The following is a 24,341-nucleotide window of genomic DNA, read 5'->3' as shown; positions in this document are numbered from 1 at the left end:
CGTGAGTAACGGCCGAACCCTTCCTGCCCGGCCCGCACGCCTGCCCGAGGCGAGAGCGGCGTGTGACGGGAAGCCCCGCAGGGCCTCCGCGCAGGGCCGCCTTCTCGACCCGCCCGGCGACCGCGTCGTCGTCGCGTCGCGTTCGACGGCCCGGCGGGTCGGGGTCTGGCAGGACCAGTTCGTGTATACCAGCAGTTTCCGCGCGCCCTGGACCCCCGAACGCCGCCCTCACCGCCGCGTCCCCCGCCGTGTCTCCGGCACCCGCGCGCGGTCGTCCGCGCCCGTCGCTCGGTAGCGTCAGCGCGTGAGTAACGGCCGAACCCTTCCTGCCCGGCCCGCACGCCTGCCCGAGGCGAGAGCGGCGTGTGACGGGAAGCCCCGCAGGGCCTCCGCGCAGGGCCGCCTTCTCGACCCGCCCGGCGACCGCGTCGTCGTCGCGTTCGACGGCCCGGCGGGTCGGGGTCTGGCAGGACCAGTTCGTGTATACCAGCAGTTTCCGCACGCCCTGGACCGTGTAGGTCAGCATGGACCTTTCGCGGTGACACGCGTCCTCAAGCGCTGTCTGCCACCGGCGCCCCCAGCCGTGGGCTCAAAACCAGGGCCTCTCGGTTGGAGCAAGTTGTTGGAGCGGTCCTCGACTACAGTGCGAGCATGACGATCCGTCGCATCATGCCCAACGTCGTCACCCAGGACATCGAGGAGAGCCGCAGCTTCTACAGCGATTTCCTGGGGATGGACGTGCGTATGGACGAGCCGGGCTTCTTGATGGTGGCCTCGCCGGGTAACCCGACGGCGCAGATGACTGTGGTCTCCCCCGCCGCAGACTCATGGGACCCGCATACCTCCCAGTCGGCACTGGCGGTCGAAGTCGAGGATGTTGATGCCGCGTACGCCGCAGCCGAGCGCCAGGGGTACCAGGTGGTCTATCCCTTGACCACGGAACCATGGGGGATCCGGCGCTTCTTTGTTCAGGCACCCGACGGAAGTGTCATCAACGTCCATAGTCACGTCTGATGTTGCGGGACGTGACGTTCACGACAGCGGCATGGGCACCGTCGGGGCTACCCATCCCCACGGGAGTCCGGCTCAGGCTCCGCGGACGAAGGTCACGCACTCCGGACATTCATCGAGGTACCGGTGCCGGCACTCAACGGTGTGCTGCAGGAAAGTGATTGTCTGCTGTCGCTGGGCGACTTCATGCTGAAGTGCCGCGATCTTCGCCCTCACGACAGCCTGCGCCGCCGACTTCTTCGGCGCCATGGCGGCAGTGACCTCGGGCAAGGAGAGCCCGACGCGTCGCAGTTTCAGCACGGTACGTGCCTGTTCCAGTGCGCTGTCGTCGTAGATGCGGTAGCCGTTGCCATCGCGACGCGCGGTGAGGGCACCAACGTCTTCCCAGTGCCGCAGCACGTGAGCCTCAACGCCGAGCTCTGCGGCTGCTTCCCCGATCCTGATCACCACACGCGCCTTGCCTTCATGTCGACCTGAACCCATAGCGTCACGATCATGCCTGATACCACCAACCCCGCGAACTCTCCGTACCGTCCATCGATCCTGGTCACCGGCGCTACGGGCAACCTCGGCCGAGAGATTGTCGACCGTCTCCAAGCCCACGGCGCGCGCGTACGGTGCCTTGTACGCGATCAGGCCGGCCCGCGACCAGGGGTCGAGTGGGTGGTCGGCGACCTCACGGACCCCAGTACCGTGCACGAGGCGCTCATCGGCATCGACGCAGTCTTTCTGATCTGGCCACTGCTCGATTCCGCCGCTGCCCACGACCTGCTCGCAGAACTCGCCACGGCGGCGCCGCGTGTCATCTACCTGTCCTCGACCGCTATCAACGACGAAGCCGCTCGTCAAAGCGATCCCATCGTTCAAGTGCACGCGGACATGGAAGCCCTGCTCCACGATGCCGGCCTGCGACCCGTGGTGCTGCGGAGCGACACGCTGGCCTCCAACACCCGTGGTTGGGTGCAACAGGTGCGGGCGGGCGATGTCGTCTCGGCCCCAGAGGCGGCACGCACAGCCGTCGTCGACGAGCGCGATGTCGCTGATGCGACCGTAGCCGTATTGCTCACACGTCACGATCAACTGGACGACGGCCCCCACATGTTGACAGGCCCCGAGGTCCTCAGCCGCGCCGACCAGGTCACTCACCTCGGTGCTGCACTCCGGCGTGATCTGCGATTCCAGGCACTTCCCGCTGATCTCGCGCGCACACGGATGCTCGCCGACGGTCGTCCCGAGCCACTCGTAGAGGCGCTGATCACCGCCTCGGAGTGGCGACCAGATTCCCATCGCGTCACCGATCATGTTGAGCGCCTCGCCGGCCACCCGGCCGGCACCTTCGCGAGGTGGGCCATCGACCATGCGGCCGAGTTCAACTGACGAGAACCGCGGAACGCCCCACCCGGCCATGACCAAGGTGCTCGATGACCTGCATGGGGCCTTGGGGCGGCGATCGTCGTCGTTCGTTTTCCGGCAGGAAGCATCCATGGCGCACGCCAACGCTCCGCTGTCCTTCGAAGGGCGCCGACGACTGATCGAGCGCTGCCAGACATCGCCCGCGTGGGTGACCGACAGGATTCGGAACGGGCGGCGCGAGCACAAGTGGTCCGCACAGTGGATCACCCACGAGTTTGCCGACATCGGCTTCACCATCAACCGCCGCACCGTCACGCGGCACCTGAACCGACTCGGCCTCGGCAAACGCAGGTTCATCGACTCCGGCGGCGAGAACAACCGTAAGCCGGGTAAGACCCCACCGCTCGCTGGCCCCCTTGCCGATGAGAAGGGGGCGACCGCTGCCGCGTTCCTCACGCGCGAAGGTATGGTTCGCCGCGCGCGGCATCAACCACATCCACCGAATCGTCACCGACAACGGCGCCTGCTATCGATCCGGCGACTTTGCCCGGATCGTCGGCCAACAGATCCGGCATCACAAGACCAAGCCGTACAGCCCTCGCCACAACGGAAAGGTAGAGCGGTGTAGGCACATCTCGACCGAGGGAGTCCTTTACGCACGCGAGTTCACAAGCGAATATGCCCGCGCTGCGGCGATCAGCGTGTGGAGCATCCACTACAGCTCGATTCGCGCCCACCGCGCATCAGTCAACAACACATCTAAACCAACGACCGCCTGATCCAAACAAACCGCCCGGACCGGGCCTACTGGCGCCGGCCGCCAGGCCTGTACCGCGCTGATCAGATCAGTCCCAGCATCTCCGCCCCTTCGACGGAGAAACCAACTGTCCCAAAAACGAGAGCCACACTTCCTGCAACTCGCATGCCGCGCGGCCCGATGCCGCCAAACATCCCACTGAGCAGCTTCTCGGAGCGAAGGTATAGGAGATCTGTTATCCCACGGATGTTGCACGCGACTATGAAACCAGCCACCGCCAGGCAGAACGGGAAAATGGCCATGTAAAGTGAAGTCGATGATTGGTGCATTGTCCCCGCTTCAAGTCGGGAAGACCCTGCCCAGGTATCTTCTCGGGGGGCTTCGGTAGTTGGTGTTTGCGGTGGTACGCCTTGTCCGCCCAGTACCTGGGGCCCGCTGCGGCGAGGGCGTCGATGATCCCGTGCTGCCGGGCGGCGGTCAGATCGTGGGTCGAGCCGGGCAGAGCCGGCGAGGCCCAGAGCAGCCGTCCGAACGGATCGGTGAGGATCTGGACGTTCATGCCGTGGCCACGGGAAGCCGCCGCCACCGCGCCCCGATGTTCCGAAGTTCCTGGCGGACACGGGTGATCTTGGTCGAGAACCCGTCTACCACGAGCTTCGTCGTTGCGCAGGACAGTCCAACGCGTTCAGCGCTGCCAGCTTGAAGAAGCTCTGGCAGGGGCGTCTTGTGGCGGAAGCAGCTTGCTAGCCAGGCGTCTCGTCGCGCTTGCTTCGTCGGGCGAGGTTTCGGGCCTGCCCTTCGTGGATGTCGCTTGCCCACTCCCAGCCGGGTTTGGGTGATACGACCCGTGGGTCACTGGACACCCGGGCGTCACGTAGGTCCTCCACGTACGCTCGATCAAGTTTGATCCTTGCGCGTACCTCCTCATCCCTGGCGAGGGACCCATGTCCGGGGATGAGGACATCGACGTCGTCCGCTACGCCCTCGAGCAGCCCCAACCCGACCAGGTAGTCCTCAATCGGGTCAACAGTGTCGTCGAGCATGGGAACGAAGACGTCGGAGAGCATGTCGCCGGCGATGAGAACTCGGCGTTCTTCGATCAACAGGGCCGCATGGCCCGGGGCATGCGCCGCATGCTCGATGATCCGCACCTTGGGGCCGTCCCAGGGAAGCTGCGCGGTTTCAGCGGGCAGACCAGTGATCAGGCCGTACAGGTCGAGCGGTGTGTCCTCGGCGATTTCCGACGGCAGCCCCGCGGCGACGCCGGCCTTCCAGTCCGCGTTCGACAACACATCCTGCATGAAGTCCGCGCAGCGGGCTGTGCCGTAACGAGGCGCTTCGCCGAGTTCGGCGTGCCAGAGCACGTGATCCCAATCAGGATGCGTCGAGAACCCTGCCACCACGGGCCGGCCCAGCTCTCGAAGGTCGTTCGCCAGGCAGGTCATTTCGGCACCGGTAATCCCGGCGTCCACGAGTAGCACGCCGTCACTGCCCTGCACGACAACGGTGTTGTTCTCGAGCAGCTCACTCTGGTGGATCAGCACACCCTCGGCGACTTGCTTCAGCATGGGTCCCTCCCCGTTTGATGTCCGCACCCTGTCAGAGGGTCTGGCGAACATCAACACGACCGGACGGGGGCGCGTGATGGCGACTCTGCGGCGAGACCGTCCACGGAGGCTTCTTCAGGGGCGAACCCGCGTCATCTGAGGCCCCGGAGATGGCATGTCAGGTTGAAAGAGGCTCACTGTCCGCCTCACCGTCGCACCTTGCACTCTTCCAGAGTACTGCGTCCGCAGCTTAAATGAGAGCAGCTATCTCTACAGTGGCTCCCGTCATTGCCAGAACACCAATCACCGCTCCGACAAACCTCAAATTGCGAGGTGTCGCAGCTCCGACAAGGGTGTTTTTCGCATAAAAGTCGAACAGTCGGTAAGCCGAATCCCGGAAATTAATTGCGACCAGCCAACCTCCGGTCGAGAAGATCAACAAGGCGACTATCCAGAAGATCTCTGCAGACCGACCCATAACGCCCTCCCGCGCTGCGTACCAGGGGTGATGGGCTTCGCCGGGCTGTGACCGCTTCCCTGTGGACGGGCGAACAGTAACACGTGCGTCAGTGGCGCCCGTGCTGGGATCTCAAGCCCCAGCATCCCCTGGTGGCGCGTCGTCGTTCGGTGATGAAGCCGAGATGCTGGCGGTGGCACTACTTCACCTCGGCGGTTCCGTAGCTCTCACGGATTCCGACCTCAATACTTCGGCGATTTCATCTGCGCGTGTTTGATGGTTTAACCAGCTTGAGAGATTCGACTTCTGGGAAGCCAGTGCGAACCAAACTTTCCCTGGTGTGTAGGAGATCGCAGTGCCATAGTAACCGGGCCGCACTGATGTGACGTGTTCCAGTGGAATGCGCCGCCAGCCGGCCAGATTCCGAACGAGAATCGCGTCAGTCGTCAGTGCAATTGTGGCTCGGACGGTGAAACACAGAAAGAACATCCCACCGATGAAAGTGCAGCACGGGATCCCTACAGACAGGGGACTTGCATGAGCCCACTGTTCCAGGAGTGCAATAGAACTAGCAAGGGATAGAGTGAAAAGTATAGCTGCGGTGCCACCGTAGGCAACACGCTCCCATGGGCCGAGTTTCCACTCCCGCAGAACCGTAGCCCTGTCTTTCGTCAGGTCTACAACGTACTTCGAGTCTTTACCGTGTCTCCCCATCTGTCTTCTCCTGAGCAACTGTGATGCGGATTGTAAAAGTAGTGCCACACGCCAACTGTGCCGGTCTTCAAAAGAGGCCGAGGAGGGTGGGAACCGCGGCAAGGCCGAAGGGGAGCAACGCGAGGTCCGCCCAGGCGAAATCGATAGTGCGTACAACAGGAGGTGTGCCGTTGCCTTGCGCGTTATTTCGAGGGAGTGCGCGGCGGATGTGAGCGGCCGCGGCGCGTACAGTTCGGCCGCGGTCGAGCAGGGACCCAGAAAAGGCGAGTACAGGAATGATTTCGCCAGAAATCGTGACGATCTCCAGACCATGGTCAACCTCGAGAGTACCTACGGAGACCAGCGGAACACGGTAGCGATTAGCCAGTCCTACGACGCACAGTTCCTTTCGATGCAGCTCAATGCGGGCCCGGCCCAGAGCGCGCCAGCTCACTCTCGCGAACGCCAGGATCGCAGATTCCATGAGCAGTACATCTGTCATTGGTGATTTGTCGTGTCCCAGGAGAGCGGCAACGGCTCCCATGATGCCGAAGAAACAGGCGCTTCCCCATGCCCCAACCAAGGCACTGCGGCGCTGCAGCACGGTCACACCGGGACGACGCTTCGCTATGTTCGGTGTCACTTTCATTTTGGCTCCGCCCCACGAGTCGGCAGGCTCTGCCTCCTTCTTCTCCTCATCCTCTTGCTCCCTCTCGCAGCATGACGAGTTGGTCATGATGAGCGTTTGTCATTCGGGACGCACGAGATTGTTCATGGAACGGAAGTGTTGTTGGTCATTGAGGTCTATCGGTCGATACCCGTGGGTGGGCCAGAGAGGCTGGTTTTGTACCCATGGGATGACGACGCTTCCGGGCTCCAAGCAGCCGCTGAGTTCAGCAGTTCCTGTCGGTGTCGGAAGCCCGCGGAAGCGGTCACGGAGCGGCCCGTAGGACAGCGGAAGTGCGCCGACAGGCGGATCCGTCTCTGGCTTTTCCGAGTGGGCCGCGTCCGGGAAGAGAACGAGCCAAGGAGCGTCTGACGTGTAGCTGTGCAAGAGGAGGTAGCGCATGCGTGTGTTCGGCGTCTGCCGGGCGGTTCGGGCCATGCGCCAGGCCCGCAGACATCCCCTGGCAGCAACGCCGAGCCACAGTAAAGTGAGGACAGGCAGCGCAACGACAGCCCAGACAGGAGTTCTGCCGGGCGCCTCCCACGCCGTCTCGATGGCCAAGGCATCGAGCCCGAGAACTCCCAACAATGGCAGGAGCTGTCCCGCCCGCCACAGTCCCCGTACGCGCCACCAGACGACACGGCGGACATCGGCCTCCGGCTTCAGGCCGGACTTCTCCAGCCCCCGATAGCGGGCCTGGCTGAGCGCTGCCTGACGCATGGTCGGGTACGCCAGCTTGGCTTCCTCGTCTGCTGCGTGACCTTCGTGCACTCTCAGCAGTATCCCGGATTCACAACACCCGGTAGAGCACAGGTGTCCAGGCCCACCGTGCCGGCCAGTCGGCCCGGTCCAGTCGGCCCTCGGTCCGGTTGACAAGGGGGCAGGCCGGGCGCCGTGTCGGCCTCAGCCTCGGCCTCGGGTATGCCGCCGCCGCCCCACGGGCAACTCCTCGGTTATTCGGCTACTACGGATGCCTTGTCGCCATATGCCCCCGAGGGCTCCTCCCGCTCCGAGCCCGACCGTTCCCCACCGTAGATGGAGGGAGGAGTCCTGCGAGGCTTGATCCAGCCCGTGTGTGGATATATCGACGACGGCCTTGACAGTGACTACGCCAGCCACAGCCACCACGCATACGCCCAAGGAAACAAACACGGCGGCCTTGCGCTCGGCGTGCGTTTGCGGACTGCCACTGCCACTGCCACTGCCACCGCTGGTCGCGCCAGCCGGGCCCGCACCCGCTCGACCGGCCAGGTCGAAGACGTCATGCACTGCCGCAACTGCTGGTGACCGACCCCCAGTCGATCAGCCTTCGGCTGCATCGGCTGCATCGGTTTCCTCCGGCCGTCCAGCAGCAGCCCCGCAGCTACGAGACACCCTTCGCCCGCTGGTCCCGGTGCATCAACGGCACGAGCACCTCCGAGGCGCACTCCTCCAGCCGAACCCTCACCGCCGTAAGCTCCCCAGCCTCTCTACAGCCAGCGAACTACCAGTCACCCACCACGACAAGACCACATAACGAAGCATTACTAGGCGGTGTCGAGCGCCGACAGCCGCTGGGTGATCCGGTCGAACAGCTCCGTCAGTGGCTCGCCGACGTCCCGGCCGAACTCGGTCAGCCCGTACGTGACCTGCGGTGGCGTCGTGGGCTCGACCTTCCGCCAGATCAGGCCGTGCTCGACCAGTGCGCGCAGGGTCTGGGCCAGCATCTTCTCGCTGATGCCCTGGATGCTCTCGCGCAGCTCGTAGAACCGGAGGTCGTTGCGCCGCAGGGAGATCAGCACCCAGACGCCCCACCTGCTGGTCACGTGGTCGACCATGTCGCGCGCCAGGCAGTCGGTGTGAAACACGTCATACCGCTCGCCGGTCTCGACCCCTCTACGCTGCACGCCTTCTGCCATGACATGAGCTTACCTCCAGGTATGCCCTTACTAGAAGTGAGCTTCCGCTCCTAGCGTGATCGCCCTCAGAGCACATCCGTACAAGGAGCTGAACATGATCGTGGTGACTGGGGCGACCGGGAACATCGGCCGGCCGTTGACGCGGGCGCTGGCGGAGGCGGGCGAGCAGGTGACGGCGGTTTCCCGCCACCCGGCGGCGGTGCCGGACGGCGTCCGCCACCGGGTGGCCGACCTCGCCGACCCGGCCGGTCTGCGGCCCGCGCTGGCGGGGGCGAAGTCGCTGTTCCTGCTGCTCTCCGGCGATCTGCACGCCGTCGGTGCCAACCCCGCCGACATCATCGGCGAGGCCGCGGACAGCGGGGTCCGCCGCATCGTCCTGCTCTCCACGCTCGGCGTGGTGACCAGGCCCTTCGGAGCGACGCGGATCGCGATGCGCAAGCTGGAGGACACGGTGCGCGAGTCCGGCCTGGAGTGGGCCGTGCTGCGGCCGGGCGGCTTCGCCTCCAACGCCCTGTGGTGGGCCGAGTCCATCCGCGCGCGACGGGTCGTCGCGGCGCCCTTCGGCGACGTCGGAGTACCGGTCGTTGACCCGGCGGACATCGCCGAGGTGGCGGCGGCCTGCCTGCTGGAGGACCGCTACACCGGCGGCGCGTACGAGCTGACCGGCCCCGAGGTGATCACTCCGCGCGGGCAGACGGAGGCCCTCGCGGCAGCGCTGGGCTCGCCCGTGGCCTTCCACGAGTTGACCCGCGACGAGGCCAGGGCCGCCATGGCCCAGAACATGCCGGCGGAACTGGCCGACGACACTCTGGACATCGTCGGCAATCCGAACCCGGCCGAACTTCGCGTCAGCCCGGACATCGAGCGCGTCCTCGGCCGCGCCCCGCGCCCCTTCGCCGACTGGGCCGCCCGCAACGTCACCGCGTTTCGCTGAGACCGGCGGCGCCGGGCGGTACTCGTAGTGCTTCGTTGGGGGGTGTCGTTTGTGGGGGTGCCCTGCACCCCCACCACCGACGCGGCTGCCCTCCAGAAGCACCTCGTCGCACGCGGCCTGCCCCGGTCCGCGCGCTCATGACGATGCGGGGGCCCAGCTTGCCGTCGCCGCAGCATTCTCCGCTGGTGCGTGGGCCGGGGCGATGGAACGGGCGACGACCATGCGCATGGTCTGGACCGGGCTCTCGGTCCTCGGGCCGGCGGCAGACCGCGCACGGGGAGGGCAGGCGGCCCCGTGCGCGGCCCCTCTGCAGGATCAGCCCAGCCCCGGAACCAGCAGGACCTTGCAGGCGTCACGCGTGAGCAGGCCGATGGCGTCGTCGACCTGGTCCATCCGCAGCCGGTGCGTGATCAGCCAGTCGAGGTCCAGGCGGCCCGAGTCGAGCAGGAACAGGGTCTGTTCCCAGGTCTCCCACAGGCGACGGCCGAAGATGCCCCGCAGCGTGATGCCCCGCTTGTTGATCTGGGCGGCCACGTCGATCTCCACCGCCCGGCCCGGGTGCCCGACCGTCACGACAGTGCCCTCCCGGCGCACGGCCTCGAACAGCGGCGGCAGCGCGGCAGCCGCCCCCGAGCACTCGAAGGCCACGTCGGCGCCGCCGCGGTGGCCACTCAGCTCACGGGCGCGCTCGAGTACCTCGTCGCCGGGCTCCATCGCGATCACTCCGAGCCGCTCGGCCTCGGCACGGCGGAACGGGTTCGGCTCGATCACGATCACGTAGGCGGCCCCCAGGAGGGACGCCAGGCGGGCGACCACCATCCCCACCGGCCCGGCGCCGCTGACCAGGACGCCGCGCCCGGCGACCGAGTATCCGGCGTACCCGGCCCGCTGCACGGCGTGCACCGCGACCCCCGCGGACTCCAGCAGGGCACCGGTCTCCAGCGAGACCGAGTCCGGCAGCGGCACGCAGATGCTCGCCGGTGCCGCGACGCGCTCGGCGAACACCCCGTTGAAGTGCATGCCGAGGATCTGAGTGTGCTCACAAGTGTGGGAATCCCCGGTCCGGCACGTGAAGCACCGGCCGCATGGCAGGTGGCTTTCCAGGGCGACGCGGTCGCCGACGCGCAGGGTGTCGACGCCGGGGCCGACCTCGACGACCGTTCCGGCCCCCTCGTGACCGAGGACGACGGGGAGCCCCAGGTTGAACGCCTGCGCGGCGGGGGACCACTCGTAGCACTCGCGATCGGTCCCGCACAGGGACGCCGCGGCGATCTCGATGACGACCGCGCCGTCGCCCGCCTTCGGCTCGGGTGCGTCGGTGACGTACGTGACTCCCCGGTCCGCGGATTCCTTGATGGCTGCCCTCATGAGGTGTTGCTCCTTCAATGCTGGTGTGTGAAAGGCGGGAGCGCCCGTCGGCCCCGAGGTTCGGGCAGGTCAGGCCGGAGGAGTCGGCTGTGCGAAGCGCTGGAGGATGTCGGTGGGGCCGACCTGACCGCCCTTCAGCAGCAGGCGGCAGCCGGCCACCGCCGCCCCGCTGTCCGTGTGGCAGATCGGCGCCGCGGTGACGAACTGGGACGACACCCGCAGCTCGCCGACCCCCATGGTGAGCAGCGCGTGGCTGGAGGTGTCACCGCCGAACACGGCGAGGTCCCGGGTGAGGCCCTTGGCGGCCATGTTCCCGGCCAGCGTGCCCAGGAGTTCACCAACGGAGGCGGCGTCGACCGGGCCGGTCCCTGCGTAGCGGGGGTCCTGTGTTCCCCGCGTGGTGTGCGCGATGACGTTCCGGCCGTCCGCGAGCAAGGCCGCCACCGTCTTCTCCAGTTCGCCCGCCAGGGACGGGGCTTGTCCGGTGAGCAGCCGGGCGGGTACGGCGATCTCGGCCCAGCCGTGGGCCACTGCGTCGGCGATCTGCGCCGCGGTCGTGCTGGACGCCGAGGCACTGACCGCCAGCACCGGCCCGGACGGGGGTGGCACGGTGCCGGCCCGGGGGGACCGGTCGGTGGCGGTGCGGGCGAGCGCGGCCATGATGCCTCCGGAACCCACCGCGATGGCCGGCCGCCGCCGGGCGGCTTCCTTGCGCAACGCCCGTGCGACGGTGTCCAGATGGCCGTCCTCGGCGGCGTCCACGACGAACGCGGCCCGGCTGCCGTGACGGTGGGCCTGCCACTGTTCGGTGAAGGACCCGTCGGCGTGGGACGGCAGATGGATGGCTTCGGGCGCGTCTCCGGTCCGCAACTGCGCGGCCAGTACCCGGCGCAGGTCGGCCTCGTGCATGGGTGTCGACGGGTGGTGCGCCATCACCGGATGGCGGTCGAGGCGGTGCACGCGGCCGGAGTGGCCGGCGAAGTGGTTGCTGAAGGCGGTGTAGCGGCCGAAGTCCGGCTGTGCCGGTGCGACGGCGATCGGTCCGTGGTCGGGAAACCGCTCATGGAGCAGCTCGATGCCCCGGCCGATGCTCCCCCGCGAGGGCGAACTGTCACATGTGGAGCAGACCTTGTAGAGCAGCACATCCGCGTCGGCCGTGGCGACCTGTTCCAGCTGGGCGCGGACCAACGCGTCGAAGTCGGCTCCGCCGAGCGAGCGGGACGGCCCGGCGATGCCCACGACGTCGCAGTCGGCGGGGACCGGTCGACTGGAGTCTCCGACCAGGAGCACGGCGTCGAGGCCGTAGCGGTGGGCCTGTGCGAGTACGTCGCTGGCCCCGGTGAGATCGTCGGCGACGAAACTGACGTACGACATGTCAGGCCAGGCCTCCGAACGTGCGCCCGGCGTGCAGCAAGGCGGGGTCTCCGGCTTCCGCGGCCGCATGCGCGGCCGATTCCAGCGGTACACCGCCGACGGCGGCGGCCCAGGCCGCCCGCAGGCTGTGCACACCGGCGGCCGGGCCGTCGGGGTGTGCGGCCACGCCGCCCCCGGCCAGCATCAGCAGGTCCGTCGAGCCCACCGCGGCGTAGGTCGGGGCGGCGGTGGTGACGTTCTGCCCGGACGACAGGGTGGGCACCGGTCCCAGGGAGTCGCCCAGGGGTTCGAACAGGCTGCGCACGTTGGCGGCTACCTCGTCGTCGGTCTCGTAGAACTTGCTGCCGAGCCCGCTGACATGCAGGTGGTCGGCCCCCGCCAGCCGGGCGAGCTGCTGCCACACCCGGTAGGACATGCCCAGTGCGGGCGCGCGCATCGACCCGGCGAGGCCCGCCCGGTGCCCGTGCACCGGCACCGCGGAGAACTCCCGCAGCCAGGCCAGTGCGGGCAGCCCCATGACCGGTACGTTGAGCATCACGCACCGGCCGCCGGCCTCGACCACCATGTCGTGGCGCCGGCGCAGCCCGGCGAGGTCTCCCGTGATGTTGAAGGCGTACATGGTGGGGTGGCCGGTGGTCTGTTCGGCCTCGCGGATCTCCTCGGTGGCGACGGCCACCCGGCGCTCCAGCGGGAGGTAGGCAGGGTCGGTCATCAGCTCGTCGTCCTTGATCAGGTCGATGGAGGCCCTGGCCAGCTCGCGGACGACCTGGCGGAACTCGTCCTCGACCATGCCGACGTTCGGCTTGACGATGGTGCCGATCATGGCGCCCTCGACATCACCCATCAGCTTGCGGGTGCCCGGGATTCCGAAGGCCGGGCCCCGGTGGGCCGCGACGAACTCGTCCGGGAGCTCGATGTCCTGCAGCCGGCAGGCGAACAGCTCGCCCAGCTCGAAAAGGTTGCCCGCCACGGTGGTCTGCAGGGTGGCCAGGTCGGTTCCGATGTTCTCCATTGGGAACTCCACCACCGCGAGGGCGGCCCGCACCGCGTCGGGGCGGGTGCGCGACGGCAGCGAAGGGCTGCGTAGGCCCAGGTTCTGCACGTCGGCGACCCGTGCGGCATGGCGCTCGCGGATGCGGGGCGACTCTCCGGGGACCGCGACGAATGTTCCGCTGGACTGCTCTCCGGCCATGGCCGAGGCGGCCCGCTCCGGGGCGATCTCTGACTCCAGGTAGTACGTGCAACGCACGACCCGCTGGTCACGCACGTGCTTCTCCGTTCTCAACCGGTGTTTCTGTGCTGTCACTTGTTGTCGTGCTGTGCACCGGAGAGCCGGTCGGTGCCGGGTGGTGCGTCATGCGCGGCGTGCAGTGGCCCCTCGTCAGGCACCGGTCCGGAGGTCTCCCGCGCCGCCGGGGGGTTCCGCGGGAGTCTGCGGGCCCACAGGGCGGTGATCAGCGGGCACAGGAGGGAGGTCACCACCACGGACGAGGCGATGAGCACGGTCGCGGACTGGGCGGCCGGCGCGTAGACGGGGTTGGCGGACGCCACGATCGACGGAACGACGGCCGCGTTGCCCGCCGTTGTCGCCGCGGCGAGGCCCGCGATGCCGTCGCCACCGCTCGCCTTGTCCGCCAGCAGCAGGGCCGCGCCGCCGACCAGCACCACGAACAGCCCCAGGGCGACGCCCAGCAGCCCTGCCTCCCAGACCGCGGTCAGGTTGAGGGTGAGCCCCAGCGACAGCCCGAGGAACGGGACGAGCGCGGGGACCGCGGGAGCCAGGAACCGGCGCAGCTCGGGATCGAGGTTGCCCAGGAGCATCCCGAACGCCAGCGGCAGGATCGCCCCCACGAGGGTCTGCCAGGGGAAGGCGGACAGCCCCGCGACGCCGAGAGTGACCATGGTGAGGAAGGGACCGGACTCCAGACTCATGACGCTGTAGGCGCCGACGTCGCGCTTGCGGCCGAACTGGGCCATCAGCGACATGTAGAGGCCGCCGTTGGTGTCGTTCAGCGCCGCTACGACGGCCAGTGTGGACAGACCCGCGAACGCGCCGCCGCTGACCGGTGACTCACCCAGGAAGTGCCCCATGAGGACGCCGACGACCAGCGCGAAGAGGATCTTCGTCCCCAGCAGCACGCCGCCCTTTTTCGCGATGTACGGCGTCGCCTTGACGTCCAGGGTCGAGCCCAGACACACGTAGAAGACCGCCAGGATGGCCGGCAGGCCCGTGAACAGAGCTCCGGTGAAGGAGCCGAAGAACTCTCCGGAGCCCGGTGCGGTGGTGTGCACCAGGGCTCCGACGAGCATTGGGACGAGCATCAGCCCGCCGGGAACCTTCTCGACGCAGGCTTTGATGGGCACAGCCACGGGGACCTCCGAACCGCGATGTGCGAATGAACATCAGGTGAGGGGGACCGTAGCCGTGGGAAGACGGCAGGTCAATGGGTGTCCACGGGGACTGCTCTGGGCCTCGACCGCTACATGTGTCCGCTATTGCGGCGCCTGGGAGGTAGGGGAAGTGGGGTAATGTTCATGTGAACAGAAGCTGTTGGGGGGTAGCCGCTGGGCCGGCCGCCTTCCGCGGCGCAGGAGGAAGGGAGCCGGATAGCGTTACGGGCGTGGCTCAGGACGAGGTGGGAACGGTGCACAACTCCCGGCAGAGGGACATCCTCCGGGCGCTGCAAGAGCGTCGGCAGGTCGATGTCAACGAGCTCGCGGAGCGCTTCGGCGTGTCCGGCATGACGATCCGTCGAGACCTTGCCGAACTCGACCAGGCAGGACTGCTGGACCGTGTGCACGGCGGCGCGGTGCCCCGCAGAGCCCCCGCCTACGGCTCCCGCTCGTCGACGAGGACGCCGGAGAAGACGAGGATCGCGCGCGCCGTGGCGAATCTGGTCGGGCCGGGGGCCGCAGTCGGCATCGACACCGGCACCACCTGCTCCGCCGTCGCGGCGCAGCTGGCCCACCGCAGCGATCTGACGGTGATCACCAACTCGATCCATGCGGCATTCGAACTCCGCGAAACACGAAGCCGCGTGCTGGTGCTCGGCGGGCTCATGACACCCGAGCTCAGCCTGGTCGCCCCCACCGCCGCGCAGGAACGGCCCCGGGTCCACCTGGATCTGCTGATCCTCGGCTGCGGCGGTCTGTCGGTCGACCGGGGCGTCACCTACTTCGACCCGGCCGAGGTCGAGGTGCGGCGCACGCTCGCGGATCGCGCCGACCGTGTCCTGGTCGCGGCCGACCACAGCAAGTTCGACCGCAAGAAGGCAATGGCTCTCGGAGACCTGTCGGTCATCGACACGCTCGTCACCGACCGGACGCCCCCCGCCGACCTGGCGGCAGCGATCTCGGAGGTCGTCGTCGCCCCCTGAGCGGGAGGTGTCCTCTCCTCGGAAGACCCGTCTCCAGGCACCCTTGGCCGCCACGGAGACCTCGGGCCTGCACGACCGCCCCAGCACTCCACAGCACCAGCCCACACGGACATCGGGCCAGACCGTGGCCCGCATCGAGTCGATGCGCCGCGAGTACACATGGCCAGCGGCCCGCATCGCCTACGAGTTGCCAGCTGACGGCACGGCGATCAGCCGCCGCACCGTCGTCCGCCCCCTGCACCAGTTCGGGCTGCACCGCCGCCGCTTCACCGACCCCGACGGCGGCACCCACCGCACACCCTCTCTGAAGCAGCCACAGCGGCGGTGATGAAGGAGGCGACCAAGCGGCGGCGGTCATTCTGCGACCATGCGAGGACGAGTTCGCTGTTGGGGGCATCGGTCACGGGCCGGTAGACGAGGTCGGGGTGCATGGGCTGGGCCAGCGAGCGGGGCAAGATCGCGATGGTGCGTCCCAGCCTGATCATGTGCAGGGCTTCGGCTGCGTCCGTGATCTCGGGCCCCGGCCCGGCCTCGGGTGCTCCGGTCCAGCGCACGCCTTTCCAGCGTGGCAGTGTTTCCCGGGCGAGGTCGGCGAGAGTGACCTGTGCGCGAGAGGCGAGCCGGTGGCCCGGCGGCAGGATCGCGACACGCCCTTCGACCAGCAGGGTTTCGTGGTCCAGGCCGGTCATGTCGTCGAACGGCGCGTATAGCAGGGCAACATCGGCGCGGCCGTCGCGGACGTAATCGGCGCGGTCGGTGGCTCCGCCGAAGAGGATGTCCACCTGGCGGGCGTCGGGCTGGCCGGCGTAGGCGGCCAAGATGCCGGACAGCAGGTTTGCGTCACCGCCGGGTTTGATCACCAGGCGCAGGCGGGCCTGCTGATCACCGGCCCGGCGGACCTTCTCGGCAGCCGCGCTGACAGCGTTGAGTGCGTGCCGGCCATGGTGCAGGAGTGCCTCGCCGGCGGGGGTGAGGGCGACGTGCCTGCTGGAGCGCTCCAGCAGCTTCACTCCGAGCCGGGACTCCAGGCGTCGGATCGCTTTGGACAGGGCCGGCTGCGCGATCGCCAGGCAGGCCGCGGCGCGACCGAAGTGCAGTTCCTCGGCCACGGCGACGAAGTACTCCAGCTCGCGGGTCTCCAGCTCGGCCATGCCGAAAGACTATCGGCTGATCCATTCCCGTCAGGCATTGAATGAGAACGGATAGATCTTGGACGAGCGCGAAAAACGCCTGTTCTGTGGAGGCATGATCCACCACACGATGATCGTCGCGTTCGACAATCCGATTCCCGCGAGTGAGCTGGACCAGTACCTCAAGGAGTTCGAGGAGCTCGTGACAGGCTCCGGTCTGGTCGAGTCGGTCGCGGCCCGGCACCACATCCGCGTCCCGGGCGACGACCACGCCCCGGTGGCCACCGCCAGCGCCATCCTGCAACTGAGCCTGACCGACCTCGATGCCCTGAACGCAACCTTCACCATGCCCGGGGCAGTCGACCTCATCAAGCGCTGGCAGGGCCGCCACCCGTACAAGGTGGTCTGGGCCAACCACGAGCCGCTGGCGTGAGCAGCTACGCCGGCAAGGCCGGTCTGGTCACCGGTGCCGGCAGCGGAATCGGGCACGCCGCCGCGCCCGAGTTCGCCCGGCGCGGAGCCGCGGTCGCTGTACTCGACCTGGACCCCACCCGTGCCCAGCTCCTTGACCTCGCCGCCCGCCTGGCTGCCATGGACGCAGCCGGGCAGGACACGGCCCTACTCAGCCTGAACCCACCCGGGGTGCAGCCCTACAAGCCGGCCGATGCGGTCAATCCGGCCCGCGACTTCAACAACGAGCTCGCCCGGATCGTCCGCGACCACCCGAGCCGCTTCGGTAGACATGCCTTTGGTCTCTGGCCGACTGAAGGAAGCGTTGGAGCGCGCGAAGACGCGCCGCATGGTGGCCGTTGATGTCGCATCGGAGCTCCACCTCCCTCGGAAGGCGCGGAAGGCTGAGCGGAAGAGGAAGGAAGACGTGGTGCCGTGGACCCCGGGAGACCCCGGGCGAGGTGCGGGTGTTCGTTGCCGCTGCCCGCGACCAGGACCGCAGGCGGTACTTCGCGCCTCTCCTGCTCTCCCTGATGGGGCTCCGTCCGGCGGAGGTGTGCCATGTGGCGAGGTGGCCTCGGTCGCGTACGTCTGTACGATACCCGGGCCGCGTCCCTGACTTCGTGCCTGGCTTCGTGCGTGACTTGGCTTGCCAATAAGCGCGCGCCGGATCACATCCTCGCCCGGTGGGCGGGTCACACGAACGTCGGGACGGCGAAGACGCGGTACGTGCGGCCGGACGTGGAGGATCTGCGCCCGGCGGCGGAAGCTTGGGGCGGACTCGTGGAGGCCCAAACCCCTCTGACGTGAGATTCTGCGAGATATGGGAGCGTGAGCGGGTGAGCTACACGACCGCGAAGACCCTGCAGCACCGCCTTGACGGGCCAGAACACGCCCCCCTACTTGTCCTTGGCCCGGCGCTCGGTACCACATGGCACATGTGGGACCGGCAGATCCCGGAGCTCACCCGGAACTGGCGGGTGCTCCGCTTCGACCTGCCGGGACACGGCGGTTCGCCGGCCTACTCGGCCGACTCCGCCGACGCCTTCGCCGAGCGGCTGCTGGCCACCCTCGACACGCTGGGCATCGAGCGCTTCGGCTACGCGGGCTGCGCCCTCGGCGGCGCGATCGGCGTCCAGCTCGCTCTGCGCGCGCCCCAGCGGGTCACCTCGCTGGCGCTGATCTCCTCCTCGCCGCGCTTCGCCACCCCCGACAGCTGGCGGCAGCGCGGCGTCGTCATCCGCACGAACGGGCTCGATCCGATCGCCCGCACCACACCGGAACACTGGTTCACCTCCACCTTCGCCGCCGCGCAGCCGGCCATCGTCGAGTGGGCCGTCCAGATGGTGCGCACCACCGACCCCGGCTGCTACATCGCCGCCTGCGAGGCGCTGGCCTCCTTCGACGCGAAGGCGTCCCTGGACCGGATAGGCGTCGGCACGCTCGTCGTCGCCGGGGCCGAGGACCAGGTCACCCCGCCCGCCGAGGCCCGTGCGCTGGTCGCCGGCATCCCCGACGCGCGACTGGCCATCGTGCCCGGCGCCTCCCACCTGACGCCCGTCGAGCAGCCCGGCGCCGTCACCGACCTGCTCATCCGGCACTTCACCACCACCTGGCAGGAGTCGGCGGCGGGGCCGCCCGCGCCCGCTCCCGTCATCTCGCCCGTGCCGCCGCAGGCCTCGGCCGTGGCCGAGCTGGAGTCCGCGCAGGCCGCCGCGGCGCGCACCGATGCCTACGACGCGGGCATGAAGGTCCGCCGCGAGGTGCTCGGCGACGCGCACGTCGACCGCGCGACGGAGAACTCCGACGCCTTCACGGACGACTTCCAGCACTTCGTGACCCGCTACGCCTGGGGCGAGGTGTGGACGCGGACCGGCATCGACCGCCGCACCCGCTCGGTGATCACCCTCACCGCCCTGGTGGCCCGCGGCCACCTTGACGAGCTCGGCTTCCACACCCGTGCCGCGCTGCGCAACGGGCTGACCCCCGACGAGATCAAGGAAGTGCTCCTCCAGACGGCCGTCTACTGCGGTGTGCCCGCGGCCAACTCGGCCTTCGCCGTCGCACAGCGCGTCATCCGCGAGGAGACCACGCCGGAGGATCGCCGGGACGCGGGCGCTCCCGTCGAAGGAGAATGAGGCCCATGGGAATCGACACGAACGACGCCCCGCTGGGACTCACCAAGCAGGGCCACGCCTGCGTCCGCCTGCACAAGGAGGGACGCACCCTCGTCATCGACCCGGGTGGCTTCAGCGAGCAGGAGGCCGCACTCGGCGCCGACGCGCTGCTGGTCACCCACGAGCACCCCGACCACTTCGACGAGCTGCGGCTGCGGGCCGCCATGGAGGACAATCCGGAGGCTCAGATCTGGACGCTGCGCAGCGTCGCCGACCAGATCTCCGGTGCCTTCCCCGGGCGCGTCCACGCCGTGGGCCACGGGGACACCTTCGAGGCCGCGGGCTTCCGGATCGAGGTCCACGGCGAGCTGCACGCCGTCATCCACCCCGACATCCCCCGGGTCACCAACATCGGCTTCGTCGTGGACGGCCTGGTCTTCCATCCCGGCGACGCGCTCACCGTTCCCGCGCGCCCGGTGCACACGCTCCTGCTGCCGGTGCACGCCCCCTGGAACAAGTACTCCGAGGTTCTCGACTACGTCCGCGCCGTCGGCCCGACGCAGGTCTACGACATCCACGACGGGCTCCTCAACGACAACGGCCTCGCCCTCTTCGGGCGGATGCTGGGCGCGGGCGGGCCCGGAACGGGTGGCGCGGCCCACGCTCACCTCGATCCCGGGGAGCGTGTCTCACTGGCGCGGTAGCCTGCATTCTCCGGGGGAGCACCCCCGTAGCCCCGACGGAGTCTGCATGCGTATCGCCACCTGGAACGTCAATTCGATAACAGCCCGCCTGCCGCGCCTCACCCAGTGGCTGGAGACGGCTCAGCCCGACGTGCTCTGCCTGCAGGAGCTCAAGGTGTCCGACGACGCCTTCCCGCAGCAGGAGCTGCGCGCGCTCGGATACGAGTCGGTCGTCAGCGCCCAGGGCCGGTGGAACGGGGTCGCGGTCCTCTCCCGTGTCGGTATCGAGGACCCGGCCCTCAGCCTGCCCGGCGCGCCCGAGTGGGAGGGCACCGTCGAGGCCCGCGCCGCGGCCGCCACCTGCGGCGGCGTACGGGTGTGGTCCCTCTACGTGCCCAACGGGCGTGAGATCGGTCACCCCCACTACGAGTACAAGCTGCAGTGGCTCGCGGCGCTGCGGGACACGGCGGAGAAGTTCGCCTCCGCCTCGACGCCCTTCGCGGTCCTCGGCGATTTCAACATCGCGCCGACCGACGAGGATGTCCACGACATCGCGCAGTTCGAGGCCTCCACCCACGTGACCTCCCGGGAGCGCGAGGCGCTCGCCGCGCTGGAGGCCGCGGGGGTCTCGGATGTCTACCCCCGGCCGCTCAAGTACGACGTGCCCTTCACCTACTGGGATTACCGGCAGTTGTGCTTTCCCAAGAACCGGGGCATGCGGATTGATCTCGTGTACGGGAACGAGGCGTTCGTGACCGGGGTCTCCGACGCGTACGTGGACCGTGAGGCGCGCAAGGGCAAGGGCGCCTCGGACCACGCGCCCGTGGTGGTCGACCTCGACCTGTAGGGGCGCTCCGGTCCGGCCGCCGCTCCCGCCGGGGCTCCGCCCCCTCTTTCCGGAGGCGGGGCCCCGGGGGAGSGGCCCCCGGGGGAGGGGCGGGGTCTCACCCCGTGAGGGCCCGGAGGTCGATCGACTCGCCGAGGGCCTTCAGTCCCGCGTCACCGGGGTGCAGATGGTCCCCCGAGTCGTACGCGGGGAGCATCCGCGCGGGATGCCCGGGGTCCCTCACGACCTTGTCGAAGTCGAGCACGGCGTCGAAGTAGCCGCCGCTCTCCCGCACGAAGGCGTTCACCTTCTGGCGCCGTGCGTCGACATCCGCCGTGCAGTCCTTGTAGCCCTCACAGGGCGTGATCGTGGCGGCGACGACCCGCAGCCCCCGCGCGCGGGCGCGGGAGGCGATGGCCCGCATTCCGGTGATGACTTCCTCGGCGGTGGCGCCCCACCGCACGTCGTTGATGCCTTCGAACAGCACGACCGTGCGCGCGTTGGTCTGGGCGAGGACGTCCCGCTCCAGGCGGTGCTGGGCGCTCACGCCCGCCGTGTCGGTGCTGATGCCGTCGCCCGGGTAGCGGTCGCTGGCGACGCGGTTCGCGGAGATGCCGTGGTTGAGGACGCCGAGGCGCGGCACCGCGTTCTGGTCGTGCTGGTGCAGCAGCCGGTCGGCCAGCACGTCGGGCCAGCGCCGGTTGGCGCCTTGTGTGGAGCGGACGCCGTCGGTGATGGAGTCGCCGAGGGCGACGATGGAGCCGGGGCCGCCCTGGACGTCGACGCCCGTCAGGAAGGGCCACATCGACAGGGAGCGGGTGAAGGCGCCGCCGGCGGTGTCGCCGGTTCGGTTTCCGCTGCCGCCTTCGCTCAGGTAGGAGCGCTGGAGGGCCTTGCTGTGTACGGGCGCGGCGCTGACCGGCTCCGGCAGGTGGATGCTGACCAGCAGGTTCGAGTCCTGGGGAACGTCGAATCCGACGGGGTCGCTGACGGCGCGGGCGCCCGCGGGGATGCGGGTTCCGGCGCGTCCGCCGTCGAAGGTCAGCGGTACGGGCCGGCCCTTCGCCGTGGCACCGTCCTGCTGGACGGCGAGGGAGGCGTGGCCGATGCGTACGGGCTGGGCCGCGAAGGTGTTCTCCAGCCTGATGCGGGCCTTCGGCCCGCCGACCGAGGTGTGGACGACCAGCCGCAGTGTCTGGTCCTGCCACAGCCCGACCCCGGTGTAGCCGCCGGTGCTCGCGGCCCAGGTGCCGGTCCATCCGGTGCTCTCGGGGCGGGGGGCGATGTCGAAGACGTGCAGGTCGGCGCCGGTGCCCGGGTCCTTGGGAAGGGTGACGGAGGCGAGGGTGCGGCCACGTTCGAGGGGCACCGTCACGGCGTAGATCCTGGCCTTTTCGCCCACCTGGTCGCCCTGCCGGGTGTTGAGGTGGGGGAGTGCGACGGCTTTGGTGGCGAGGGGGCCGCCGCGCCAGTCGCCGGCCGTGAGGGTGTAGTGGCTGCGGGAGCCGTCCCGGTAGTGGAGGGTGCCTTCGCCGCTGACGGTGTCGCCGGGGCCGTGCGGCGAGGTGGCGGCCACCAGGAAGGAGAGCGCGTTGCCGCGGCCTTCGACCCGTACCCGCTGGCCGTCGGCGCGTACGTTGTCCGGGCGGCCCGGGGCGCGGTCGGGCCAGCGCAACGGCGCGGCATCCAGGTCGAGCCGGGCCCCGGGGGACCATCCGGCGGCCTTGAGATCCTGCGCGGACAGGGAGCGGCCGGCGCCGTCGAAGTCGGCGGCGTCCGGTTTGGCGTCGTCGCTGACGGCGCGGTTGTCGTAGAGCTTTTCCAGGGGGAGCGGTCGCTTGGCCGGTGCGGCGGCCCGGTCCGCCGTGGCGGGGGTCTGTGCTGTCGCGGTGGCGGTCAGCGCCGGTGCCGTGGCGGTCGCGGCGGCGAGCAGGACGGTGAGGGATCTGATCCAGGTACGTCTGCGCACGTGTTGCCCTCTCGTGGGACTCCAGCAGCGTGGTGTGCACTTCGGATTCGACCGAGGCGGGGTGAAGTTAGGGAGGCCCTGACGCGGCGTCAAGGTGTCCTTCGGCCCAACCGGGTGGGCTCGTCGCACCGCGCGCCTATGGTGCCCGGGGCCGTGAGAATGCCACGCTGTCAGGCATGCACTTCCCCTTTCTGGACAACTGGCGCAAGCCCCACCCGGATGCCGAAGGGGCGGCGGCGACGGACGAGCTGTCGGGCGACCAGACGAGCGCGGCGCAGCTTCTGTCCGAATGCGAACTGCTGCGCGAACAGGCGGGCGCCGCCGGGGTCGAACTGGACGACACGGTCGAGTCGTTGAGCGCGCTTGACCAGCTTCTGCCGCACTGGCGCGACGACCCGGAGGTCACCCCCTGGCTGGGTGCCGACGCGGGGCTCTACCTGGGAACGGTGATGGTGCGTTCGGTGCCGGGCGCCCGCTGGGTGCGCTGGCCCGACGGGCAGCCGGTGGTGCGGCTCCCGTCCGGACGGGAGGTCGACGTGCTCGCGGAGGGCGCCACCTGGGCGGAGACGGGTTCGCCCGAGCTGTCCCAGGCGTACGCGGAGGTCAGCGAGGACTGACCGGCCGCCGCCGGGACCCTCCGCTGGAGGGCCCGGCATCGGGAGGGACGAGACGCGAGAGGCCACCCTCCCTGTTGTAAACCCTTACTGCGTGTCATCCCGGTAGTGACCCATTCAGCCCGATAGTTTCCCTTCCCTATGGAATCGCTGCCTCTGGAACCGCTGATCGAGCTGCGTGGGGTCAACAAGCACTACGGCACACTGCACGTGCTCAAGGACATCGACCTCACCGTGGGCCGCGGTGAGGTCGTGGTCGTGATCGGCCCCTCCGGCTCGGGCAAGTCCACGCTGTGCCGCACCATCAACCGCCTGGAGACCGTCGGTTCCGGCACCATCACCCTGGCGGGCCGCCCCCTCCCGGCGGAGGGCAGGGAGCTGGCCAGGCTGCGCACCGAAGTCGGCATGGTGTTCCAGTCCTTCAACCTCTTCGCGCACAAGACGGTGCTGGCCAACGTGGCGCTCGCCCCCGTCAAGGTGCGCGGCAGGAAGAGGGACGAGGCCGAGCACCGCGCCCGCGAACTCCTGCACCGGGTCGGCTTGCTCGAACACGCGCGGAAGTACCCGGCCCAGCTCTCCGGCGGCCAGCAGCAGCGGGTGGCCATCGCCCGGGCCCTGGCCATGGAGCCCCAGGCGCTGCTGTTCGACGAGCCGACCTCCGCGCTCGACCCGGAGATGATCAGCGAGGTGCTGGAGGTCATGCAGCAGCTGGCCCGGGAGGGCATGACGATGGTCGTCGTCACCCACGAGATGGGGTTCGCCCGCTCGGCCGCCAACCGCGTGGTGTTCATGGCCGACGGACAGATCGTCGAGGACCGCACCCCGGAGGAGTTCTTCACCGCGCCGCGCAGCGAGCGCGCCAAGGACTTCCTCTCCAAGATCCTCAAGCACTGAGAGGCGGCCCCTCGTGCCTGCGCACACCCCCGTCTTCCGGCGCCGCGGCCCGCTCCCGCACCCACCCGCGCGCCCGCACCTCCGCCCGCGCCCTGGCAGGCACCCGGGCCCGCGCGGGGGTCCGCGCGGGGGCCCGCGCTGGTGCCGCGTCCTCGGCGCCGTCACCCCGTTCATGGCCGACGGACAGATCGTCGAGGACCGCACCCCGGAGGAGTTCTTCAC

At 69.0% G+C, this 24,341-nt stretch carries 27 protein-coding genes and 2 pseudogenes; 15 read left to right on the top strand and 14 right to left on the bottom strand.

The window, feature by feature from the left end; genetic code table 11:
• Window positions 1-526, bottom strand: a 526-nt coding sequence (locus AB8Z75_RS10490) for a winged helix-turn-helix domain-containing protein (protein ID WP_369201174.1), incomplete at its 3' end; no start/stop codon positions are given.
• 125 nt (window positions 527-651) lie between these two features.
• On the opposite strand from AB8Z75_RS10490, the gene AB8Z75_RS10485 reads away from it, so the two are divergent.
• Window positions 652-1,014, top strand: a complete 363-nt coding sequence (locus tag AB8Z75_RS10485) for a VOC family protein (RefSeq protein WP_369201173.1) — start codon at window positions 652-654, stop codon at window positions 1,012-1,014.
• A 72-nt stretch (window positions 1,015-1,086) separates the two neighbouring features.
• Here the strand turns inward: AB8Z75_RS10485 and AB8Z75_RS10480 are convergent, their stop codons facing one another.
• Window positions 1,087-1,461, bottom strand: coding sequence for a MerR family transcriptional regulator (locus AB8Z75_RS10480; protein WP_369201172.1), 375 nt, complete (start codon window positions 1,459-1,461; stop codon window positions 1,087-1,089).
• A 45-nt stretch (window positions 1,462-1,506) separates the two neighbouring features.
• Between AB8Z75_RS10480 and AB8Z75_RS10475 the strand changes: the two genes are divergently transcribed.
• From AB8Z75_RS10475 to AB8Z75_RS10465, 3 genes are read left to right on the top strand one after another with little or no spacing between them, the layout of a single operon-like run.
• Window positions 1,507-2,388 (top strand): SDR family oxidoreductase, encoded by an 882-nt coding sequence (locus AB8Z75_RS10475; protein WP_369201171.1) that lies wholly within the window; start codon window positions 1,507-1,509, stop codon window positions 2,386-2,388.
• A 28-nt stretch (window positions 2,389-2,416) separates the two neighbouring features.
• Window positions 2,417-2,992, top strand: a complete 576-nt coding sequence (locus AB8Z75_RS10470) for a hypothetical protein (RefSeq protein ID WP_369201178.1) — start codon at window positions 2,417-2,419, stop codon at window positions 2,990-2,992.
• Complete coding sequence (locus AB8Z75_RS10465; RefSeq protein WP_369201177.1) at window positions 2,916-3,143, top strand: integrase core domain-containing protein; 228 nt, start codon at window positions 2,916-2,918, stop codon at window positions 3,141-3,143. The genes AB8Z75_RS10470 and AB8Z75_RS10465 overlap by 77 nt, the downstream gene beginning before the upstream one ends.
• A 237-nt stretch (window positions 3,144-3,380) precedes the next feature.
• On the opposite strand, the pseudogene AB8Z75_RS10460 reads toward AB8Z75_RS10465, so the two are convergent.
• The 6 genes and pseudogenes from AB8Z75_RS10460 to AB8Z75_RS10435 all read right to left on the bottom strand — a co-directional run.
• A pseudogene (locus tag AB8Z75_RS10460) lies at window positions 3,381-3,692 on the bottom strand (transposase family protein); the annotation flags it as partial.
• A gap of 172 nt (window positions 3,693-3,864) precedes the next feature.
• Entirely contained in the window at window positions 3,865-4,689 is an 825-nt protein-coding gene (locus AB8Z75_RS10455; RefSeq protein ID WP_369201170.1) for an MBL fold metallo-hydrolase, read from the bottom strand.
• 1,217 nt (window positions 4,690-5,906) lie between these two features.
• Window positions 5,907-6,554, bottom strand: a complete 648-nt coding sequence (locus AB8Z75_RS10450; RefSeq protein ID WP_369201169.1) for a hypothetical protein — start codon at window positions 6,552-6,554, stop codon at window positions 5,907-5,909.
• A gap of 12 nt (window positions 6,555-6,566) precedes the next feature.
• Window positions 6,567-7,256 carry a hypothetical protein gene (locus AB8Z75_RS10445; protein ID WP_369201168.1) on the bottom strand — a complete coding sequence of 230 codons (690 nt, stop codon included), beginning with the start codon at window positions 7,254-7,256 and terminating at the stop codon, window positions 6,567-6,569.
• A gap of 335 nt (window positions 7,257-7,591) precedes the next feature.
• The gene (locus tag AB8Z75_RS10440) at window positions 7,592-7,804 is read right to left on the bottom strand and encodes a hypothetical protein (RefSeq protein WP_369201176.1); all 213 of its coding nucleotides are present in this window, start codon (window positions 7,802-7,804) and stop codon (window positions 7,592-7,594) included.
• 207 nt (window positions 7,805-8,011) lie between these two features.
• Window positions 8,012-8,383 carry a winged helix-turn-helix transcriptional regulator gene (locus AB8Z75_RS10435; protein WP_369201167.1) on the bottom strand — a complete coding sequence of 124 codons (372 nt, stop codon included), beginning with the start codon at window positions 8,381-8,383 and terminating at the stop codon, window positions 8,012-8,014.
• Between the two features lie 94 nt (window positions 8,384-8,477).
• On the opposite strand from AB8Z75_RS10435, the gene AB8Z75_RS10430 reads away from it, so the two are divergent.
• Window positions 8,478-9,317, top strand: coding sequence for an SDR family oxidoreductase (locus AB8Z75_RS10430; RefSeq protein ID WP_369201166.1), 840 nt, complete (start codon window positions 8,478-8,480; stop codon window positions 9,315-9,317).
• Between the two features lie 315 nt (window positions 9,318-9,632).
• On the opposite strand, the gene AB8Z75_RS10425 is transcribed toward AB8Z75_RS10430, so the two are convergent.
• The 4 genes from AB8Z75_RS10425 to AB8Z75_RS10410 form a co-directional block, all read right to left on the bottom strand.
• Window positions 9,633-10,685: an alcohol dehydrogenase catalytic domain-containing protein gene (locus AB8Z75_RS10425; protein WP_369201164.1), complete on the bottom strand. Its 1,053-nt coding sequence runs from the start codon at window positions 10,683-10,685 to the stop codon at window positions 9,633-9,635.
• 69 nt (window positions 10,686-10,754) lie between these two features.
• Window positions 10,755-12,059, bottom strand: a complete 1,305-nt coding sequence (locus tag AB8Z75_RS10420) for a four-carbon acid sugar kinase family protein (protein ID WP_369201163.1) — start codon at window positions 12,057-12,059, stop codon at window positions 10,755-10,757.
• A 1-nt stretch (window position 12,060) separates the two neighbouring features.
• Complete coding sequence (locus AB8Z75_RS10415) at window positions 12,061-13,326, bottom strand: RuBisCO large subunit C-terminal-like domain-containing protein (RefSeq protein WP_369201161.1); 1,266 nt, start codon at window positions 13,324-13,326, stop codon at window positions 12,061-12,063.
• Between the two features lie 35 nt (window positions 13,327-13,361).
• A complete protein-coding gene (locus AB8Z75_RS10410; RefSeq protein ID WP_369201160.1) occupies window positions 13,362-14,429 on the bottom strand; it encodes a 2-keto-3-deoxygluconate permease in 1,068 nt (355 codons plus the stop codon).
• A gap of 251 nt (window positions 14,430-14,680) precedes the next feature.
• On the opposite strand from AB8Z75_RS10410, the gene AB8Z75_RS10405 reads away from it, so the two are divergent.
• Together AB8Z75_RS10405 and AB8Z75_RS10400 are read left to right on the top strand one after the other, a co-directional pair.
• Window positions 14,681-15,436: a DeoR/GlpR family DNA-binding transcription regulator gene (locus AB8Z75_RS10405; RefSeq protein WP_369201159.1), complete on the top strand. Its 756-nt coding sequence runs from the start codon at window positions 14,681-14,683 to the stop codon at window positions 15,434-15,436.
• A gap of 64 nt (window positions 15,437-15,500) precedes the next feature.
• Window positions 15,501-15,737, top strand: a pseudogene (locus tag AB8Z75_RS10400) (IS481 family transposase); the annotation flags it as partial.
• Here AB8Z75_RS10400 and AB8Z75_RS10395 read toward each other — a convergent pair.
• On the bottom strand, window positions 15,703-16,587 hold the full coding sequence (locus tag AB8Z75_RS10395) for a LysR family transcriptional regulator (protein WP_369201158.1): 885 nt from the start codon (window positions 16,585-16,587) through the stop codon (window positions 15,703-15,705). The pseudogene AB8Z75_RS10400 and the gene AB8Z75_RS10395 sit on opposite strands and share 35 nt — an antisense overlap.
• Before the next feature lie 58 nt (window positions 16,588-16,645).
• Between AB8Z75_RS10395 and AB8Z75_RS10390 the strand changes: the two genes are divergently transcribed.
• The 5 genes from AB8Z75_RS10390 to AB8Z75_RS10370 all read left to right on the top strand — a co-directional run bounded on the left by AB8Z75_RS10390 (window position 16,646) and on the right by AB8Z75_RS10370 (window position 20,663).
• Window positions 16,646-16,999: a hypothetical protein gene (locus AB8Z75_RS10390; protein WP_369201156.1), complete on the top strand. Its 354-nt coding sequence runs from the start codon at window positions 16,646-16,648 to the stop codon at window positions 16,997-16,999.
• A complete protein-coding gene (locus AB8Z75_RS10385) occupies window positions 16,996-17,379 on the top strand; it encodes an SDR family NAD(P)-dependent oxidoreductase (RefSeq protein ID WP_369201155.1) in 384 nt (127 codons plus the stop codon). Before AB8Z75_RS10390 ends, AB8Z75_RS10385 begins: the two co-directional genes overlap by 4 nt.
• Window positions 17,380-17,855: 476 nt before the next feature.
• Window positions 17,856-19,154: a 4-carboxymuconolactone decarboxylase gene (gene pcaC / locus AB8Z75_RS10380; protein ID WP_369201153.1), complete on the top strand. Its 1,299-nt coding sequence runs from the start codon at window positions 17,856-17,858 to the stop codon at window positions 19,152-19,154.
• A 5-nt stretch (window positions 19,155-19,159) separates the two neighbouring features.
• Window positions 19,160-19,837 (top strand): MBL fold metallo-hydrolase, encoded by a 678-nt coding sequence (locus AB8Z75_RS10375; RefSeq protein ID WP_369201150.1) that lies wholly within the window; start codon window positions 19,160-19,162, stop codon window positions 19,835-19,837.
• Between the two features lie 46 nt (window positions 19,838-19,883).
• Window positions 19,884-20,663 (top strand): exodeoxyribonuclease III, encoded by a 780-nt coding sequence (locus AB8Z75_RS10370; RefSeq protein WP_369201149.1) that lies wholly within the window; start codon window positions 19,884-19,886, stop codon window positions 20,661-20,663.
• Between the two features lie 97 nt (window positions 20,664-20,760).
• Here AB8Z75_RS10370 and AB8Z75_RS10365 read toward each other — a convergent pair whose 3' ends face one another.
• Window positions 20,761-22,611, bottom strand: a complete 1,851-nt coding sequence (locus AB8Z75_RS10365) for an SGNH/GDSL hydrolase family protein (protein ID WP_369201148.1) — start codon at window positions 22,609-22,611, stop codon at window positions 20,761-20,763.
• A gap of 176 nt (window positions 22,612-22,787) precedes the next feature.
• Here AB8Z75_RS10365 and AB8Z75_RS10360 point away from each other — a divergent pair, with 176 nt between their 5' ends.
• The 3 genes from AB8Z75_RS10360 to AB8Z75_RS10350 form a co-directional block, all read left to right on the top strand.
• The gene (locus AB8Z75_RS10360) at window positions 22,788-23,228 is read left to right on the top strand and encodes a DUF6278 family protein (protein WP_369201147.1); all 441 of its coding nucleotides are present in this window, start codon (window positions 22,788-22,790) and stop codon (window positions 23,226-23,228) included.
• Window positions 23,229-23,375: 147 nt separating this feature from the next.
• Complete coding sequence (locus tag AB8Z75_RS10355) at window positions 23,376-24,119, top strand: amino acid ABC transporter ATP-binding protein (RefSeq protein ID WP_369201175.1); 744 nt, start codon at window positions 23,376-23,378, stop codon at window positions 24,117-24,119.
• 13 nt (window positions 24,120-24,132) lie between these two features.
• Window positions 24,133-24,341: hypothetical protein (locus AB8Z75_RS10350; RefSeq protein WP_369201146.1), on the top strand; the 209-nt coding region annotated here is incomplete at its 3' end.

The organism is Streptomyces sp. PU-14G (assembly GCF_041028275.1).
GTDB lineage: Bacteria > Actinomycetota > Actinomycetes > Streptomycetales > Streptomycetaceae > Streptomyces.
The sequence above is the reverse complement of the archived record's forward strand: the minus strand, read 5'-3'. Positions and strand labels throughout refer to the sequence as shown.